Below are 18315 nucleotides of genomic sequence, written 5' to 3' on the forward strand. Positions count from 1 at the left end.
GCCCCGGCCTCCCGAGACCCGCAGGGACGAGACGACTCTTGCGCGCACACAGCCGCCGCGACGGCGAAGAGGTGGGTCGATGAGCATGTACCGCGACCGGGTACACCGCGGATCCGCCCGGGCCACCGTGCTGCGCACGGTCGGCACCCGCGAGCGGCGCTCGCATCTGACCGCCCCCCGGGTGCCCACCGTCGGCATCGACATCGGCGGCACCAAGGTCATGGCGGGCGTGGTGGACGCCGACGGCACCATCCTGGAGCGGGTGCGCACCGAGACGCCGGACAAGTCCAAGAGCCCCAGGGTCGTCGAGGACACCATCACCGAGCTGGTGCTCGACCTCTCCGACCGGCACGACGTCCACGCGGTCGGCATCGGCGCCGCCGGCTGGGTCGACGCGGACCGCAGCAAGGTCCTCTTCGCCCCGCATCTGAACTGGCGCAACGAACCGCTGCGGGACCGCCTCGCCGGCCGCCTCGCGGTGCCGGTCATGGTCGACAACGACGCCAACACCGCCGCCTGGGCGGAGTGGCGCTTCGGCGCCGGCCGCGGCGAGGACCACCTCGTCATGATCACGCTCGGGACGGGCATCGGCGGCGCGATCCTGGAGGACGGCGCGGTCAAGCGCGGCAAGTACGGCGTGGCCGGTGAATTCGGCCATATGCAGGTCGTCCCCAGCGGCCACCGCTGCCCCTGCGGCAACCGCGGCTGCTGGGAGCAGTACAGCTCCGGCAACGCCCTGGTCCGCGAGGCCCGCGAGCTGGCCGCCGCCGACTCCCCGGTCGCGTACAACATCATCGAGCGGGTCGGCGGGCAGATCGGCGACATCACCGGACCGCTGATCACCGAGCTGGCCCGGGAGGGCGACGCGATGTGCGTCGAGCTCCTCCAGGACATCGGCCAGTGGCTCGGCGTCGGCATCGCCAACCTCGCCGCCGCCCTCGACCCCTCCTGCTTCGTCATCGGCGGAGGCGTCAGCGCCGCCGACGACCTGCTGATCGCCCCGGCCCGCGACGCCTTCCGGCGCCACCTCACCGGCCGCGGCTACCGACCCGAAGCCACCATCGCCAAGGCCCAGTTGGGACCCGAGGCCGGCATGGTCGGCGCCGCCGACCTGGCCCGGCTGGTGGCCCGCCGCTTCCGGCGCGCCAACCGCCGCCGCGTCGAGCGGTACGAGCGCTACGAACGGACCGGCCGCCGATGACCGACACCGACCTGCACCCCCTGCACGACGACCCGGCCCCCGACCAGCAGCCGCCCCGCGTCAAGCGCCGCCGCCCCGTACTGATGGCGCTGATCGTCTTCCTGCTGATCGCCATCCCGGCCGGCTACATCGTGATCTCCGCCGAGCAGAGCCGCGACAGCGGCGAGGGCAAGGAGGCCGAGGCCGCCGCCACCGGCCTGACCAACGCCTTCCCCTCCAAGGTCCAGCAGCGCATCTACAACGTCCCGGTCCCCATCGGCTCCACCCCGGTCTACTACTACGAGACCAACTCCTGGCAGACCAGCTCGCTGTTCGTCCAGTTCCGCACCAACGACTGGGGCCTGGAGCACTACCTCAACGCCATCGGCACCAGCACCGCCGCCCTGAAGAAGGAACACCACACCATCCCACCCGGCCAGGCCTCCAAGGTCGGCTGGGAATTCGACGACGACCTCCCCTGGGCGGGCGCCACCACCACGGACCGGCCACCCCGCCCCTCACAGCGGATCATGGTCAGCTATGACGAGCCCGGGCATCCGGTGGTCTACACGGTTTCCACGGTGAAGTTCTGAGGGGAACCGGGGCGGAGTCGGCTCCGGCGTGCGTCCTGCCTACCGCTCATACCGTCTCCACCTCTCCCGCATCTCCCGGGGGACCGTCATCCGGCCCTGCGGGAAAAAACCGCGCTGCCTTGGCGCTCAGTTGCTGCCGGAAGTACCGGTCGGCGTCGTCGGGGCGCATGCGGGCGAGGGTGACCAGACCGGTGATGACCACGTCCGCCACCTCGGCGTGCACGTCCTGCCAGGTGTGGCTGTCGCCCTTGCGGGGGTTGGTGCCACGGACACCGATGAGGGCCTGAGAGGCCTCGCCGGTCTCCTCGGCGATCTTCAGTACCTGCAGGGTCCACTGCTGTACCTGATCCAACCCGCGTTCGTCGTCATGGGTGTTGAAGCGGCGGGCCAGGTGGGACACGGTGTCCCAGGTGTCTCTGCGCACGGTGGTGTCTCCTCTCTTTCGATGGTGGAGCCGGCTTTTCTCCGAGGTTCACTGCCCGCCTCCGGCCTCGGTAGGGGCCGCTGCCATGGGCCCCGCGGGTTCGGTCCGTTCGTGCCCGGGCCACTGGAAGACCAGACGGGAGGAGGCCTTGTCCAGGAGGTGCCCGGTGGGGAGGACGTGGTCAGAGGTGCCGGCGGGGTGGACGCTCATCTGCGGGTAGCCGGCCCCGCGTACGTGCCGGTCCCAGGCCCGTACGCAAGCGGCCATGCGCTCCGCCGGCATCGCGGCGGCCGGGCCGAAGGCATGGACGACGAACTCGGAGCGGCGCTCCTCGGCGGTCTCCCCGTCCTGGACCAGGACGTGCGTGAGGTAGGCCAGCGAGCCGTCCTCGACCGTGGCAGCGGCGTCCGCGCCGCGCGGGACGAGCGGCCAGGTGGCGCGGCACCGCCCTCAGCGCGCCCTGGACGGCGGCCGAGGGCGCCCAGCCACCGGCGCTGACGCGCTCGGCCATGTCCTGCCGCAGGCGCACCGCTTCGGCCGGCTCGCCCCCGACAGGCGGCTGCGTGCGGGTAGGCGTGCACGTGCGGCAGGCCGGGCAGTACGCCGGGCCAGGTCCCAGCGCGGCGGACGTTCGTCGAGCGCGCTGCGGCGGATGTACGCCTGCGTCATCAGCGCCTCGCGCGGCAGCGCCGGCAGGGCCTCGCGCACCGGACCGGGCCGGAGGGCGCCGGCCATCTCCAGTGGGGCGACCATCGCTGCCCGTGCCGAAGCCGCCTCGTCTGCGGGCTTGAGGAGCCGCTGCCGACGGGCAGGGACGGGATCGTGCTCAGGCAGGGCATTGCTCCGCAGGCCGGTTCGGCTCTTGTCAGGCGTCATGACCAGCCCACCTCCGTGTACAGGCGTCCCGCGCGGATGCCCTCGATGGCGGCCCGGGCGTAGGGCACGATCGGGGTAGGGAGGGCGTCCGGGGGCCACCAGTCCCAGCTCTTGCACTTGTCGGGCTCCCGGATTTCCGGTGTTCCCGCCCAGCGGCGGGCCCGGAACACCATCTGCATCCGTGGCCGGCCGCCCGGACCGTGCACGAGGTGGACGACATGGGCGAGTTCGACATCGCCGGGGTCGATCACCAGCCCCGCTTCCTCGTGAGCCTCGCGGACGAGGCAGGACACGGCGGACTCCTGCTCGCAGTGGCCCGCCAGGAAGTGCCAGGTGGACCCCGCGTGGGCGGAGTCGGGGTGGCGCAGGCCGAGCAGCACCTCGCCGTCCACGTTCTCCACGTAGAGATGGACACCGACGACGTTGAGCACGGGGGCTCCGCTCGCGGCAGCGCCCGCGCTCGCCATCGAGGAGGCGTCCGCGTGGGCCTCGGCGGAGTCCCGCTCGGCGTGGCGGTGGATCAGGGCGAGGGTCGAGGGGGCCATCCGAAGGCGTGGCATGACGTCCGGACGGAACCAGTGCAGCATGACGCCCTCGGTCAGTGGCAGCGCCGCGGGGTCGCCGTTCCACCGGCCGGCGAAGATCTGAATCGGAACGGCGGTGCCGTCGTCTCTGCGTGCTTCTTCCACGGCGAAGGGGACGAGGCCGGGGATGTCGAGGCCGGCCTCTTCGCGCAGTTCGCGCCGGACCGTCTCTTCCGGAGTCCGGTCGCCTGGTTCACGGCCGCCGCCGAGCAGGGACCACGACCCCGGTTCCCAGATTCCGGGAATGTCGTCCCGCAGGTGCAGCAGGTAGGCGCCGGCCCCGTCGTGGATGAGGGCCGAAGCGTTCGCCGTCGCCGCCCTCAGCACCATGGGGGAGGGGGAGGCGAGCTCAGATGTTGTCTCGGTCACGGGTGCACCGTCCTGGAGTCGGAGGTTGTGGACGTGGTCCGGTAGCCGGCCGCCTGGAGCGTGAACATCTGGGCGTAGTCGCCCCCGAGGGCCATGAGTTCTCGGTGGGATCCGCGCTCGATGATGCGGCCGTTGTCGAAGACATAGATGCGGTCGCAGTCGACGACACTGGCCAGCCGGTGGGAGATCAGCACGGTGATCTGGTCAGCGCGGAGCTTGCCGCGCAGCACCGCCTGGTAGACGTCGTGTTCGGCGCGCGGGTCCATGCTCGCGGTCGGCTCGTCCAGCAGCAGGACCGGCGCGTCCTTGTAGAGTCCTCGGGCCACGGCGATCTTCGCCCACTGGCCGGCCGACAGCTCCTGGCCGTCGCGGAACCGCTTGGACAGCAGCGCTTGCCAGGCGCCGGGCAGGCCGGCGATGACCTGGTCGGCACCGGAAGACCGCGCGGCGTCCAGTGCCCGCTGCGGTTCGGCCTCGGTGAGCGTGCCGCGCGAGACCGTGAGGTTCGCCAGCGCGCTGAAGGGGAAGCGCACCGGGTCCTGCAGCACGGTGGCCACCCGCTGTTGAAGGGATTCGGTGTCCAGGCCCGCGGCATCCACCCCGTCCCACAGGACTGTCCCCATCTGCGGGTCATAGAGGCCGGCGATCAACCGTGAACAGGTGCTCTTGCCGGACCCGTTGAGGCCGACGAAGGCGACGGTCTCCCCGGCGTTCAGAGTCAGGGAGATGTCATCGAGCGCCGGGGCGTCCTTGCCGGGGTAGGTGTAGCTGACGTTCCGCAACGTGATTGCTTCGACGGTGTCGGGTGCCTTCTGCTGTCCGCGGCGAGGTTGCAGCGAGCGGCACCGGTCCTGGAAGGCGAGCAGGTCGCTGACCCACATCGCGTGCTCGTAGACCAGGTGGGCGACATCGACGAACCGCGTCAGGGAGGTCTGGCTCGCCTGGATGGCGATCACCGCTCCGGCGCCGGCCGCCAGCGGAAGCCACCCGGCGATCAGCATGGCCCCCAACGCGACGTAGGTGAGGCCGGCCCCGATCCCGCCCAGGCCGCGGCCGGCCAGCGTGAGGAGGGCGGCACTGACTCCCAGGCGGGTGTCCTCCTCGGCGATGCGTGTGGTGAGGCGGTGATGCTCGTCGAGCAGGGCTCGTTGGGCGGTGTCGGCGCGGAGTTCGGCGGCCGAGTCGCGGTCCAGCAGGAGCCAGGAGAAGACCCGCACCCGGCGCTGGAGAGCGTTCCACCGCTGGAAGCTGTGAAAGCGCGCCCGCGCGGTGCGCACGGCGGCCGCCCCGACGGGCAGGACGGACAGCGGAAGCAGGGGCAGCAGCAGCGGGTGCAGGACGGTCAGGACACCGGCCGTGGCGATCAGGCCGAGGAATGCGGAGGCCAATGAGACGACCTGGCCGACGATCTGCCGGGCGTAGAAGAGCCCGCGGTCGTTGGCCCGGTAGACATCGTCGTGCCAGTCGGCGTCGTCGACCACCTCCAGGCTGACGTGGGCGGCCAGTTGGAGGAAGTCGCTCTCCAGCGAGGTGCGGATTTTCGGCGTCACGCGGGCCTGCGCGACGGCGACCCCGGCTTCGAGCAGAGCCCGGGCGGAGAGGAACGCCACCACGAGCAGGATCTGCGGCACGGCCGAGCGGACCCTGTCCGGGGTCGGGCCCTGGGCGAACAGCTGATGCAACACGGCCACGGACGCCACCAGACCGAACGCGGACATCGCCGCCGACATCAGTTGGAGCACCACCACCGCGACCGTCGCGGGCCGATCGGCACGCCATGACAACTGGCCGATCTGACGCACGATGCGCGGGAGTCGGCCGAGGATCTGCCCGACCGTCGCCTTGGCCGCGGCCCCGTCGTAGATCGCCCAGTACGCCTCCTTCATGTCATCGGCGATGTCCCCGCCCGCCGGACCGGCGGGCATCGCCGCAGGCGGCGGTGTCAGGTTCTCGTGGCGGGGCGCGGGCACCTTGCCCTGCGGCTCGGCCGCGTCGTCTGCGGCGGTCGTCCCGCTCATGCCCCCCACCTCGTATCCGGGCGTGATGAGCGCCGAACGACCTGCCGGTGGGCGTCAACCCCGTGCACCGAGGAGCGCGGGAGCGGGCGGAGGGACTCTGGGCGATGTTCGAACGCGGTGGGTCCGGTCAAAGGCACGGCTACGGGATTCACGGGTTCCTCCGGGAGGGCGCGATGAGTACAGGTGCTCTAAGAACAGCCCCGGATCGTGCCCCGTAACGGGTGCGGCGGAGGCAGATGTTGAACACATGTTCTGGTCGTGAGTGCGAGGTGTGCGGGGGCTGGCTTCCGGGCAGCTGCGGGTACTCGAACAGCACGGGTCGCTCGTTCGGGGTATTGCGTGGTCGGCCGATGGCTTCGCGAAGGGCGGGGTGCGGGTATGGCGGGGAGCGTGTTCGGCGACAGGCTCCGAGGCCGGCCCCGCGGGACCGGGGACCACCGCACGGCGTTGGTCCGTGCGACGGTGGTGGATGCCCACGAGGCCGACCGAGGGCGCGAGCCGGGGCGCCCGATCCGGCCGGGGCGAGCATCGCGATCTCGGTGGCGGTGTCGACGTCGGGGCGATCGCCACCGAGGTCTCCTGAGGTCTCCACCAGGGGCACGAACCGGCTCCCGCGACAGGTCTCGGACGGGTGAATTCACAACCCCGGCCGCTCCCGGAATCCGGTGGGGCCGTTGGGCTGGGCGGATTGCCGGATGATCGCTCTTCGGGGCGCCCCCGGCTCCTTACCGTCCATGTGCTTGAGGAGAGGTTCCCTTGGCTGGTGCTGAACTTCCCGGTTCTGATTCGCTGTTGCGCCGCACGCTGGGGGAGTGGCGGATCGGGTTGGTGGCGTGGCGGCTGTTGGTTCTCCAGACGGCGGATCCGGCGGTCGCGGCCGGGATGGCCCGGTTCTCGACCTACCGTGCGCACCCGTGGCGGCGTATCGAGCACACCATGGACAGCGGGCGGCGGCTGTTCTTCTCCGACCGTGAGGGGCTGCGGCGTGAGGTCGCCCGTCTGGAGCGTACGCACCGCCGTCTGGCCGGGAACGATGAGCAGGGCAGGCCGTTCACCGCGTCGGATCCGGCGGTGCGGGTGTGGGTGCTGGTCACCTTGTACGAGTGCATGACGGCGATGCGGGAGCTGTCCGGGCGCCCGCTGGCGGCCGCTGAGTTGGAGGAGATGTACGGCGAATTCCGGGCGGTGTGTGACGAGTTCGGGCTCTCCGGTGACCTGCTTCCGGCCACGGCCGCGGAGGTGCCCGCGTATGTGGACCGCACGATCCGTGAGCGCCTCGAATACAGCGAGCCCGTGCGCTACCTGCTCTACGACATGCTGCGTGAGGCGCCCGCGCCCCGCCGCCTCGGCCGCCTGAAGCCGGCCTGGCCGATCGTGCGCACCGTGGCCGCCCGCACGATCGGCGCGCTGACCGTCGCGGACCTGCCGGAAGCCTTCCGCGAGCGCTTCGGCCTGCGCCGTACCCGCCGGGCGGCCCTGCTGTCCTTCCTCCTGCACCGGGGGATGCGTGTGCTGATGAACGCGCTGCCCGAGCACCGGCGCTACCGCACCCCGCCGGCCGGCAACTCCTCGGCCCCGCGGCTCTCCACCGCCGCCACCGACCGTCCTTCACCACCGGAGGCGAGCCCGGTCCGGATTCCCGGGCCGCGCCGCCGCAGGGGTGCCGATTCCCGACCGGCGCGGCTGCGGACCTTCTTCCACCAGGTCCTCGACCAGACCGGCGACGGCCGCGTCAGCTCGGTGGATCTGCAGGCGATGGCGCACAACGTGTGCTGGCCGCTCGAACTCGGCCCGGAGCGCGAAGCCCGCGTCTATGCCGCCTTCGAGACCTGGTGGCAGCACCTGCGCAAGGGCATGGACGCCGACGGCGACGGAGAGGTGAGCTGCGAGGAGTTCGTCACCGCCATGCTGACCGGGATCGATGCCGGTCCGGGCTATCTGGAACAGGGGCTGCATGTCGCGGTGCGGGCGATCTTCCACGCCGCGGACGCGGACGGCAGCGGACACCTGTGTGCCGATGAGTACCGCACGGTCTTCGGCGGCTCCCGGGTCCACCCGGCCGAGCTGAATCACGGTTTCCGCCAGCTCGACCACGATGGCGACGGCCGCATCACCGAAGACGAATTCGTCCGGGCCTTCACCGACTACTTCACCGCCCGCACCGACAACACCGCCGGAAGCCAGCTTCTCGGACGCCCGTAGCGGCCGGTGGAGGCGGGCCGCCACCGGTGTTTCGTGCCGGCGGGTTCGGGTCCGCCCGGGCGTGCGTCGTTATCCCGGAACAGCGGGGTCCTCGGCGAGCCGGCGGAGGGTGAGGGCGGCACCGAAGAGCTGGATGCCGTGGGTGGTGTGCGGGTCCAGGCCGGTGAGCTGAGCGGCTCGGGCGAGGCGGTTGTCGACGGTGTTGGGGTGGACGCTGAGTGCCCGGGCCGTGCGGCGTCGGTCGAGGTCGCAGTCGAGGAAGGCGGCGACGGCCGCCAGCAGACCCGTGTGGCCGTCCAAGGGGTCGAGAAGCGCGGCCAGTTCGTCGGCGCTGTCCCGGGAGCCGGCCAGATGGTAGTCGAGCAGTACGTCCTGGAGCCGGTGCACGCCGGGGGTGCGGGCGATGGCGGCGATCCGGTGCGCCTGTTCGGCGGCGGCGGGGACGTCCTCCGGCGTGGCCGCGAGGGCGGCTCCCGCGATCACCGGGCGGGACAGGCCGGTGGACAGGTGCCGGACGAGGTCGGCGTGGGGTGTGCCGAGGGGGAGCAGGACGTGGCCGCCTTGTTCGTTCGGCAGGCTGAGCGCCCGGCCGTCCGCTGCGGGCGCGAGCCGGACCAGGACCTGGTGGAGCAGTCGCCGCGCGGCCACCGGCTCCTGCGCCGTCGGGGCGCGGACGCTGAGGACGAGGTAGCCGGGTTCGAGCGGCAGTCCGCACCGGGCGGCCACCTCCTGCGAGGCGTCACCGCGGAGCAGTGCCGCGGCCAGTTCGCGTCCTGCCGCCTGCTTGCCGGCCAGCCCCAGCAGGTACGCCTCGGTGGCCTGCTCGGCCAGCCAGTTGACCGTGGTGAACAGCCGGCGGGTGAGCCACAGCAGGGCGGCCTCCTCCCCGGGGCGGGCGGCGGCCGACAGCGCGTCCGCCGCCACCTCGGCGCCGACGTGGTACGCCCTGAGCAGCCCGGTCAGGTGGACGCCTTCCGCGGCGCGCTGGGTGGCGCGTTCCCGTAGCACCTCGGCGTCGGTGCCGGCGAGGCCCTGCACGCCGCGGAGGAAGCCGCGGAAGGTGTGGCGGGCGGCCGAGGCGATCTCCAGATCCTGCATGTCGTCCGGGAGGCGGTCGAAGCCGGGGACCTCGGCCCGCTGGCGCTCGACGGCCTGCCTGGCCAGGTGGTTGATCCGGGGTTCGAGCCGGGTGGCCATCCGGACCGCCTGGCCGCGGATCCCCTCGTCCGGTTCCGGGGCCTCGGTCGGCGACGCGCTGCGTTGTGGCACGTCACAACGATAGGCCGTCCGGCGTGTCCCGCGGACCGATTGTCCCGGCCCCTCGGTGGGACGAGAGTGAGGCGCGAGCGACCCGGTGTCCCTTCTCCGCGTGGTGCCGGCCTGCCGGGCCACGCATCCGGTCGTCAACTCGGACCACAGCCTGTGAGGAACAACCCTTCATGAAACCAACGCGACGACTCCGCCGCTGGGGTGCCGCTGCCGGTGCGGGGGTGGCCGTACTCACCCTGGCCGCCGTGCCGGTGACGGCGGCCCAGGCGAGCACGGCACACCCCGCGCCCGCGCCCGCCGCCACCACCGCCGACGCGGTCAAGGCCTACGTCTACGGCTACCCGCTGGTGCTGGCGCGGGCCACCGAGCAGGCGTCCACCAACGTCCGCAAGCCCGACCCGGCGACCCTTCGGGCACCGGTGAACCAGTTCGCCAAGGCGGACCGGGCTCCCGGCCCGGAGTTCCACACCGTGGTGGCCCCGAACGTCGACACCCTCTACGCCTCGGCGTGGGTGGACCTGAAGAAGGGGCCGATCGTGCTCCATGTTCCGGACACCAAGGGCCGGTACTTCATGATGCCCATGCTCAGCGCGTCGACCGACGTCTTCGCCTCGCCGGGAACCCGCACCACCGGCAGCTCGGCCGGCGACTTCGCCCTCACCGGCCCCGGTTGGCACGGCCGGCTGCCGGCCGGAGTCAAGCAGATCAAGTCGCCCACCCGGACCGCGTGGATCCTCGGCCGCACCCAGTTCAACGGCCCCTCCGACCTGTCCGCGGTCAAGGCCCTGGTGCGCCACTACACCCTCACCCCGCTCCGTGACCACGGCCACCACCACACCCCGCGGCCGGGCCACGTCGACCCGAACATCCCCGCCACACCGCCGGCCACCCGCGTCGCCGGCATGGACGCGCAGACCTTCTTCTCCCACCTCGCCTCGGCCATGGCCGACAACCCGCCCGCCAGGAAAGACGCTCCGATGGTGGCCCGCCTGGCCCGCCTGGGGATCGTCCCCGGCCGGCCGTTCGACATCAACGCCAAGGGCCCTGCCACGGCACAGGCCCTGCGCCGGGCCGTCCCCGCGGCCCGGAAGCAGATCCAGGCCGCGCTCGCCACGTCCGGGAACGAGGTGAACGGCTGGCGCGTCTCGCTCAACCTGGGCGACTACGGCACCGACTACATGCTGCGCGCGACCACCGCCTGGCAGGGACTCGGCGCCAACCTCCCCCAGGACGCCGTCTACCCGATCGTCCGCTCCGACAGCCGGGGCAGGCCACTGACCGGAGCCAAGCGCTACGTCCTGCACTTCGCCCCGGGGCAGACCCCACCCGTGAAGGCCTTCTGGTCCCTGACGATGTACGATCCGGACGGCTTCCTGGTGCCCAACCCGATCCACCGCTACGAGGTCGGACATGCCGTCAAGCCGACCCGGAACGCCGACGGTTCCACGGACATCTACCTTCAGCACGACGCTCCGGCCGGCAAGCGAGCCAACTGGCTCCCCGCACCGAGCGGCCGGTTCTCCATGATCCTGCGCATGTACCTGCCCAAGTCCAGTGTCCTCGACGGCACCTGGTCACCGCCCGCGGTCACCATGACCAGCTGACGTGGGCCTTTCGGCGGCAGTCCCCGGGATCCGTGTGAGGACGGACCCCGGGGGCTGCCGCCGTCGCGACCCGACGGCGGCAGCCCCCGCGGGATTCAGGCCTTGCGGGGCGAGAAGCCGCCGAAGGCGTCGCCGCGGACCGTGCAGTCAGTGTCGTGGTAGCGGTCGACGAAGGTGCCGGTGAGGCCGGTGAACGCGTCGTACGCGTGGTCCAGGGGCAGGTCTTTGCCCACCCTGAACCGCAGCTGCACGTGGACGGACCGGCGGGGCTTCAGCGTCTTCGGGCCGGGGAGGGTGCCGCGGGCGTCTCCGTCTGCCTGGCGGAGCGTCTTCCAGGCGTGCCGCGCGCTGTCCCAATACTGAAGATCGCCGTACGGGCTCAGGTCGCGCTCGCCCTCGTTGTAGACATAACTGCCCAATGTGGCGCCGAGGGTGAACGACTTCAGTTCGTTCGCCGAGGCGTTGGTGAGCGTGGCGGTGTACGTCGTCCAGTGCGTGCCGAGAGTGACCGAATGGGGGACGCCGAACGTGCGGCCCACGAAGGTGTTGTTCTGTTCCTGTCCGACGTCGGAGCACGTCGGGAGGTCCACGGCGGGGGCCGCCTGAGCGGCGGGCGCGGCGGCCACCGCGAGGGGGAGCAGGGCGGCCGTGGCGGCCGTGAGCGACAGGGCGCGGCGCAGTGTCATGAGGATCTCTTTCCGGTTCGTCGGACCCATGTGCCGTTGTCTCCCCTGTCTTCGGGGTCTGCGGCCGTGGATCCGTGGGGTGTCGGGCTCTCGGAGAAGTGGTGCGGGCTCACGCGGCGACGTCCGTGGAGTCCGGACCGGCCGCGCCCTTCCGGCGGCGCGCGCCGAGGACCGCACCCGCGCCGGCCACTACCGCCGCTCCGCCGATGAGCGCGATCGCTGGGAGCGTGGAGGAGGAGCCGGTCGCGGCGAGGTGGCCGCCGCCGCCCTGCGGACCGAGGCCACCGGTGGCCTCGGAGCCACCCGTGCCGGCGCCGGACGCGGCGCTCCCGCCGGTCCCGGCCGTGCCGTCCGTCGTGCCCGGCTCACCCGGCTCGGCGGTCGGGGGCTGCGTCGGCCTCGTGCCCTCGGGGAGGAGGGTGAAGTCGTACCAGGCTTCCTTGGCCGAGCCACAGGAGCCGTCGCGGTTGCGGAAGTCGCCGGCGGCGAGTGCGTACCCGGCGCCGGGCTTGGCGTTCTTGACCGCGTGGGTGCGCAGTTGGAGCGTGCGGGTGCCGCGCGGACCGACGGTGAAGGAGCCGAACAGGTCCTCGGGCGACGCGTCACGGAAGGACTTCCACTTCCCCGTCCTGGCGTCGCGGTACTCGGTCTCCAGCTCCCGGTCCGGCCGGTCGACGGCTTCGGCGGAGGACACGAGCAGGAAGGGCTGGACCTCCGCCAGGGGCTTGTCGGTGGTGTTGGTGAGCGTCATCGAGAAGGGGGTCCAGGCACCGCCCGCGGTCAGTTGGCGCGGCAGCCCGTGGACGGCCGCGCGCAACTGGTCGGACTCGAACGCGCAGGACTGATCCGCGTCGCCGGAATCGCCCGCGTCCTTGCCGCCCCGGGCGGCGGCGTGCGCGCCGGTGGTCTCCTTGACGGTCCCTGCGGCCCTCTGCGGCTTGCCCGGGGCGGGGCGGGCGGCCCCGTCGTGGTCCTGCGAGGCCGAGCCACCGGCGGCGGCTTCGCCCGGGTGGCCCGTTCCGCCGCCCTGCGTCGCTGCATCCGCCGGCCGGGCCGCCGGTGGCGCGGCATCCGGTAAGCCGGGGGAGGCGGGTGTGCGGGGACCGGCCCCGGACACCGGCTCCGTGGCGAACGCGGCGGCGGGTGCGGCCAGTACGGCGGCGGGGGCCATCACGGCAGCCGCTGCGGCGGCCGTCAGGGCGCGGCGAATCTTCATCCGGCAGACCTCTCGTATCCCAAGTGGCGCCTGTTCGGCGCGGGTTGACATTCGTCGTGTGCAGGTCGTGCGTGACGCAGGGTGCGCGTGAGCGCGCCGGACGCGGCCGTCTCCGTGGAGGTGGGGCCCGCCGGAGGCGGCTGCACCGGTGCAGCCGGGGCTCTACTCGTGGGCGCTGCTCATGTCGTCGGCGCCTGGTGCGCGTCGAGGGTGTCGGCATCGAGCCCGGCGTCGGCGAACCGACCCGGCGTCTTCCTCATGGCCGCGGCAAGGGCGCCGACGCTCATTGCAGATCCCCCGGGCGGTCGGTGGAGTCGTCTCCTCGGTGCGCCACCCACTGTGGTCCGGGTCACTGCCGAGAAGCTGACGCTCCGCTAACGACCGGCTAACACCGGAAGGAGCCGCGCCGCCCGCCGGACACGTACTGCGGTGGAACGGGGCGCACCCGCGAGGGAGCCTCATGGGCGCCCGTACCGCATCTGTCGTGGCGAGAGGTAGCGAAACCCGCTAAATTCGCCCCGCCGACGTGAGATTTTGTGATATGTGAGAGGGTCTGGCGGGTGAGCGAGACACCACCGAGGCACCTGCAATACCGCTGTGACGGGCCGGAGGACGCCCCCGTACTCGTCCTGGGCGCCGCGCTCGGGACCACGTGGCACATGTGGGACCGGCAAATCCCCGAGCTGACCCGCCACTGGCGCGTCATCCGGTTCGACCTGCCCGGGCACGGCGGATCCCCCGCGCACGCGGCGTCCTCCGTCGCGGAGCTGGCCGACCGGCTGTTGGCCACCCTCGACGCCCTGGGCGTGGACCGCTTCGGCTACGCCGGCTGCAGCATCGGCGGGGCCATCGGCACCCAGCTCGCGCTCACCCGGCCGCACCAGGTCACCTCGCTGGCGCTGGTCTCCACGTCATCGCGCTACGGCACCGCCGACTCCTGGCGCCAGCGCGGCGTGGTCATCCGCACCAACGGGCTCGACCCGATCGCCCGCACCGCGCCCGAGCACTGGTTCACCCAGACCTTCGCCGGCGCCCAGCCCGCCATCGTCGAGTGGGCCGTCCAGATGGTGCGGACCACCGACCCCGGCTGCTACATCGCCGCCTGCGAGGCGCTGGCGTCCTTCGACGTGCGCTCCTCCCTCGGCCGCGTCGGGGTGCCCACCCTCGTCGTCGTCGGCTCCGAGGACCAGGTCACCCCGACCACCGACGCCCGCACCCTGGTCGCCGGGATACCCGACGCGAGCCTGGCGCTGGTGCCCGGCACCTCCCATCTGGTGCCCGTCGAGCAGCCCTCGGCCGTCACCGAACTCCTCATCCGGCACTTCTCCACCGCCTGGCACGACAAGCCGGGCCCCGGCGGACAGGCCGCGATCGGCGCCTCCGCGCCCAAGCCCCAGCTCGCGCCCGCGCCGCCCCCGCAGGCGCCGCCCGCCGCCATAGAGTCCGGCTTCCCGGGGGCGGAGCAGGATCGCGGCGCCACCTACGAGGCGGGCATCAAGGTGCGTCGTGAGGTGCTCGGCGACGCCCATGTCGACCGGGTCGAGGCGGCCGCCGACGACTTCACCGGCGAATTCCAGGACTTCCTCACCCGCTACGCCTGGGGAGAGACCTGGACCCGGCCGGGCCTGGACCGCCGCACCCGCAGCATCGTCACGCTCACCGCGCTGGTCGCCCGCGGCCACCACGACGAGCTGGCGCTGCACACCCGCGCGGCCCTGCGCAACGGCCTGACGCCGATGGAGATCAAGGAAGTGCTGCTGCACACCGCCGTCTACTGCGGCGTCCCGGCGGCGAACTCCGCCTTCGCGGTCGCCCAGCGGGTGATCCGGGAGGAGACGACACCGGAGGCCTGAGCGGGCGGCGGGCCCGCGGCACACCGCCGTGCCCGGCCGTGTCGCCGGACGTGCCACCGGGCCCCGCCCCACGGCAAGATGGCGGGCATGGAACTCACGAAGAAGACGCATGCCTGTGTCCGGCTGGAGAAGGACGGGCGGACGCTGGTCATCGACCCGGGCGTGTTCAGCGAGGAGGACGCGGCCGTCGGCGCGGACGCGATCCTGGTCACCCATGAGCACGCCGACCACTTCCACGAGGACCGGCTGCGGGCGGGCATGGAGGCGAATCCGGGTGCCGAGATCTGGACCCTGGCCAGCGTCGCCGAGCAGCTCTCGGCCGCCTTCCCCGGCCGGGTGCACACGGTCGGGGAGGGTGACACCTTCACCGCCGCCGGATTCGACGTGGAGGTGCACGGCCAGCTGCACGCCGTCATCCACCCCGACATCCCGCGCGTGACCAATGTCGGCTTCCTCCTCGACGGCGGTACGGTCTTCCACCCCGGCGACGCCCTGACCGTCCCGGAGGGCCGCAGCGTCGACACCCTGCTGCTGCCCGTGCACGCCCCGTGGAACAAGGTCGCCGAGATCATCGACTACGTCCGCGAGGTCGCGCCGCGGCGGGCCGTCGACATCCACGACAGCCTGCTCCAGGACCACGCCCGCCCGATCTACGACTCGCTGATCGAGAGGCTGGGCGGCACCGCGCACGGGCGTCTGACCCCCGGTACCGGAACCGCGCTCGGCTGAGGTCGGCGCTGTCGGTCCCCCGCTGTAGGTTGGCAGACATGCGCATCGCGACCTGGAACGTCAATTCGATCACCGCCCGTCTCCCGAGACTGCTGGCCTGGCTGGAGAGCTCCGGCACGGATGTGCTGTGCCTCCAGGAGACCAAGTGCACCGCCGAGCAGTTCCCGCGTGAGGCGCTGCGCGAGCTGGGCTACGAGGCCGCGGTGCACGCCGACGGCCGCTGGAACGGCGTGGCCGTGCTTTCCAGGGTCGGCCTGGAGGACGTCGTCACGGGGCTGCCCGGCGGCCCGGAGTACGACGGCGTGCAGGAGCCGCGGGCCGTCTCGGCGACCTGCGGCCCGGCCCGGGTCTGGTCGGTCTACGTCCCCAACGGCCGCGAGGTCGATCACGCGCACTACGCCTACAAGCTCGGCTGGTTCGAGGCGCTGAGGACGGCCGTCGCCGAGGACGCGGCTGGCCCCCGCCCGTTCGCGGTCCTCGGCGACTACAACGTCGCACCGACGGACGAGGACGTCTGGGACCCGGCCGTCTTCGTCGGCGCCACCCATGTCACCCCCGCCGAGCGGGCCGCGCTGGCCGCCCTGCGCGAGGCGGGGCTGTCGGACGTCGTCCCGCGCCCCCTCAAGTACGACCGTCCCTACACCTATTGGGACTACCGCCAGCTCGCCTTCCCCAAGAACCGCGGGATGCGCATCGACCTGGTCTACGGCAACGAGCCGTTCGCCAAGGCCGTGTCGGACGCGTATGTGGACCGCGAGGAGCGCAAGGGCAAGGGCGCCTCGGACCACGCACCGGTCGTGGTGGATCTCGACGTCTAGGGGGTCCCGCTCGGATCGTGGGGGACCAGCGCCCGCAGGTCCACCGCCTCGCCCAGCGCCCGGAGCCCGGCGTCGCCGGGGTGGAGATGGTCGCCGCTGTCGTAGGCGGGCAGCATCCGCTCCGGCCGCTGCGGATCGCGCAGGACGGCGTCGAAGTCCGGTGTGGCGTCGAAGGCGCCGCCGTTGTCGCGGATGAAGGCGTTGACGGCCTGGCGGCGGGCCTCGACGTCCGGGGTGCAGTCGGGGTAGCCCGCGCAGGGCGCCACGGTCGCCATCAGCACCCGCAGCCCCCGGGCGTGCGCCCGCCCCGCCAGTTCCCGCAGGCCGGCGATGACGTCCCCGGCCGGGGTGCCCGCCCGCAGGTCGTTGATGCCCTCGAAGACGAGCACCGTCCGTGCCGACGGCTGGGCGAGCACGTCCCGCTCCAGCCGGTGCCCGGCGCTGACCCCGCCGGTGTCGCCGCTGACCCCGTCGCCCGGGTAGCGATCGGTGACGACGCGATTCGCCGAAATGCCCTGGTTGAGCACGCCGTAGCGGGGCACCGCGTGCTGCGCGGCCAGGCGGCGGGCCAGCACATCCGGCCAGCGCCGGTCGGCCCCGGCGGTCGACTTGACCCCGTCGGTGATCGAATCGCCCAGCGCCACGACCGAGCCGGGACCGCCCCCGACGTCGACACCCGTCAGAAACGGCCAGAACGTCATCGTCTCCGGGAAGGCCGCGCCGCCCGCGTCCGCGGTGCGGTCCCCGCCGCCCGCCGCGCTCAGATACGACAGCTGGGCCGCCTCCTGGTGCACCGGCGCCGCCGTCACCGTCCCCGGCAGGTGCAGGCTCACCAGCAGATCGGTCCCGGCCGGGACGGTGAAGCCCGCCGGATCGCTGAACGCCTCGGCCCCCGCCGGGATCCGGACCCCGGTGTGCCCGCCGAAGGTCAGCGGCACCGGCGCGCCCCGCGCCGCCGCGCCCGTGCCGCGCACCGCGATACTGGCCGCCGCGATCTCCACCGGCGCGGCGGCGAAGGTGTTGGCCAGCCGGATCCGTGCCCGGGGGCCGCCCGCTCCGCTGTGCACCACCAGTCGCAGCGTGCGGTCCGTCCACGGGCCGACCGCCCGGTAGCCCGCCGTGCTCGCCGCCCAACTCCCGGTCCGGCCGCGCCCGGTGTCCCGCACGGCCACCGCGAACACATGCAGCGCCGCCGCCCCGGACGTCGTCGGCAGCACCACCGAGCGCACCTCCCGCCCGGCCCGCAGCGGGACGGTCACCGCGTAGAGCCGCGCCGGACCGGCCGACTGCCCGCCGGTGGCGTGGTTGAGGTGCGGCAGGGCCACGGCCTTGGTGCCGAGGGGCCCCGACCGCCAGTCGGGCGCGGTGAGTTCGTAGCCGCTGTGCGAGCCGTCCCGGTAGCGGACGGTGCCGGTGCCGCCTGCCGCACCGCCGGTGGCGGCGACCAGGAAGGTGAGCGCCTGGCCCCGGTCGCGCAGCGCGACCTGCTGGCCGTGTGCCACCACGTTGTCCGGTGCGCCGGGTGCCGTGCGCGGCAGGGTCAGCCGGGCCCCGTCCAGCGTCAGCACGCCGCCGGGTGTCCAGCCGGCCGCCGCCAGGTCCCGCGCGGACAGCGAGCGGCCCGCCCCGTCGAAGTCGGCCGCGTCCGGCCGGGCGTCGTCGCTGACCGCCCGGTTGTCGAAGAGCGCCGCCAGCGGGCGGGGCGCGGCGGCCGCGGCACGGGCCGGACCGGCCGCGGTGGCGGGCAGGGCCGCCGCGGTGAGCAGCAGGAGCAGGGCGGTGACCGCTCGTCGTGCACGCATCGGTCGGTATCCCTCCGGGGGTGCCAACGGACAGGTGGGAGCCGTGATCTTGCCGGAACCCGCGGTGCCGCGGCTCCGTGACCCGGCGGATC

General features: G+C 72.9%; 15 protein-coding genes. 7 read left to right on the forward strand and 8 right to left on the reverse strand.

All coding sequences use genetic code 11. The annotated features are described in order from the left end of the window. Positions 1-79 precede the first annotated feature (79 nt). The gene (locus ACQP17_RS28790) at positions 80-1201 is read left to right on the forward strand and encodes an ROK family glucokinase (protein ID WP_189097710.1); all 1122 of its coding nucleotides are present in this window, start codon (positions 80-82) and stop codon (positions 1199-1201) included. Then, positions 1198-1773, forward strand: coding sequence for a hypothetical protein (locus ACQP17_RS28795; RefSeq protein WP_433858886.1), 576 nt, complete (start codon positions 1198-1200; stop codon positions 1771-1773). The genes ACQP17_RS28790 and ACQP17_RS28795 overlap by 4 nt, the downstream gene beginning before the upstream one ends. A gap of 46 nt (positions 1774-1819) precedes the next feature. Here the strand turns inward: ACQP17_RS28795 and ACQP17_RS28800 are convergent, their stop codons facing one another. The 4 genes from ACQP17_RS28800 to ACQP17_RS28815 form a co-directional block, all read right to left on the reverse strand. Then, entirely contained in the window at positions 1820-2197 is a 378-nt protein-coding gene (locus ACQP17_RS28800) for a MazG-like family protein (RefSeq protein WP_433858887.1), read from the reverse strand. 48 nt (positions 2198-2245) lie between these two features. Beyond that, on the reverse strand, positions 2246-2464 hold the full coding sequence (locus ACQP17_RS28805; RefSeq protein ID WP_433858888.1) for a hypothetical protein: 219 nt from the start codon (positions 2462-2464) through the stop codon (positions 2246-2248). Positions 2465-3069: 605 nt separating this feature from the next. After that, positions 3070-4026, reverse strand: a complete 957-nt coding sequence (locus tag ACQP17_RS28810; protein WP_433858889.1) for an NUDIX domain-containing protein — start codon at positions 4024-4026, stop codon at positions 3070-3072. Beyond that, the gene (locus tag ACQP17_RS28815; protein WP_433858890.1) at positions 4023-6044 is read right to left on the reverse strand and encodes an ABC transporter ATP-binding protein; all 2022 of its coding nucleotides are present in this window, start codon (positions 6042-6044) and stop codon (positions 4023-4025) included. Before ACQP17_RS28815 ends, ACQP17_RS28810 begins: the two co-directional genes overlap by 4 nt. Positions 6045-6800: 756 nt before the next feature. Here ACQP17_RS28815 and ACQP17_RS28820 point away from each other — a divergent pair. Continuing rightward, on the forward strand, positions 6801-8246 hold the full coding sequence (locus ACQP17_RS28820; RefSeq protein ID WP_433858891.1) for an oxygenase MpaB family protein: 1446 nt from the start codon (positions 6801-6803) through the stop codon (positions 8244-8246). Positions 8247-8315: 69 nt separating this feature from the next. Here the strand turns inward: ACQP17_RS28820 and ACQP17_RS28825 are convergent, their stop codons facing one another. Continuing rightward, positions 8316-9515 carry a PucR family transcriptional regulator gene (locus tag ACQP17_RS28825; RefSeq protein ID WP_433858892.1) on the reverse strand — a complete coding sequence of 400 codons (1200 nt, stop codon included), beginning with the start codon at positions 9513-9515 and terminating at the stop codon, positions 8316-8318. A 170-nt stretch (positions 9516-9685) separates the two neighbouring features. Here ACQP17_RS28825 and ACQP17_RS28830 point away from each other — a divergent pair, with 170 nt between their 5' ends. Then, on the forward strand, positions 9686-11119 hold the full coding sequence (locus ACQP17_RS28830; RefSeq protein WP_433858893.1) for a DUF1254 domain-containing protein: 1434 nt from the start codon (positions 9686-9688) through the stop codon (positions 11117-11119). Between the two features lie 95 nt (positions 11120-11214). On the opposite strand, the gene ACQP17_RS28835 is transcribed toward ACQP17_RS28830, so the two are convergent. Then, positions 11215-11805: a hypothetical protein gene (locus ACQP17_RS28835; RefSeq protein ID WP_433858894.1), complete on the reverse strand. Its 591-nt coding sequence runs from the start codon at positions 11803-11805 to the stop codon at positions 11215-11217. 109 nt (positions 11806-11914) lie between these two features. After that, positions 11915-13021, reverse strand: coding sequence for an LPXTG cell wall anchor domain-containing protein (locus ACQP17_RS28840; RefSeq protein WP_433858895.1), 1107 nt, complete (start codon positions 13019-13021; stop codon positions 11915-11917). A gap of 560 nt (positions 13022-13581) precedes the next feature. On the opposite strand from ACQP17_RS28840, the gene pcaC reads away from it, so the two are divergent. The 3 genes from pcaC (at position 13582) to ACQP17_RS28855 (ending at position 16421) form a co-directional block, all read left to right on the forward strand. Then, positions 13582-14874, forward strand: a complete 1293-nt coding sequence (pcaC, locus tag ACQP17_RS28845) for a 4-carboxymuconolactone decarboxylase (RefSeq protein WP_433858896.1) — start codon at positions 13582-13584, stop codon at positions 14872-14874. A gap of 87 nt (positions 14875-14961) precedes the next feature. Beyond that, on the forward strand, positions 14962-15603 hold the full coding sequence (locus ACQP17_RS28850) for an MBL fold metallo-hydrolase (protein ID WP_433858897.1): 642 nt from the start codon (positions 14962-14964) through the stop codon (positions 15601-15603). 38 nt (positions 15604-15641) lie between these two features. Beyond that, positions 15642-16421: an exodeoxyribonuclease III gene (locus tag ACQP17_RS28855; RefSeq protein ID WP_364879770.1), complete on the forward strand. Its 780-nt coding sequence runs from the start codon at positions 15642-15644 to the stop codon at positions 16419-16421. Here ACQP17_RS28855 and ACQP17_RS28860 read toward each other — a convergent pair. After that, on the reverse strand, positions 16418-18223 hold the full coding sequence (locus ACQP17_RS28860) for a GDSL-type esterase/lipase family protein (RefSeq protein WP_433858898.1): 1806 nt from the start codon (positions 18221-18223) through the stop codon (positions 16418-16420). The two genes, ACQP17_RS28855 and ACQP17_RS28860, sit on opposite strands and share 4 nt — an antisense overlap. Positions 18224-18315 lie beyond the last annotated feature (92 nt).

This window comes from Streptomyces kronopolitis (assembly GCF_050953795.1).
GTDB lineage: Bacteria > Actinomycetota > Actinomycetes > Streptomycetales > Streptomycetaceae > Streptomyces > Streptomyces kronopolitis_A.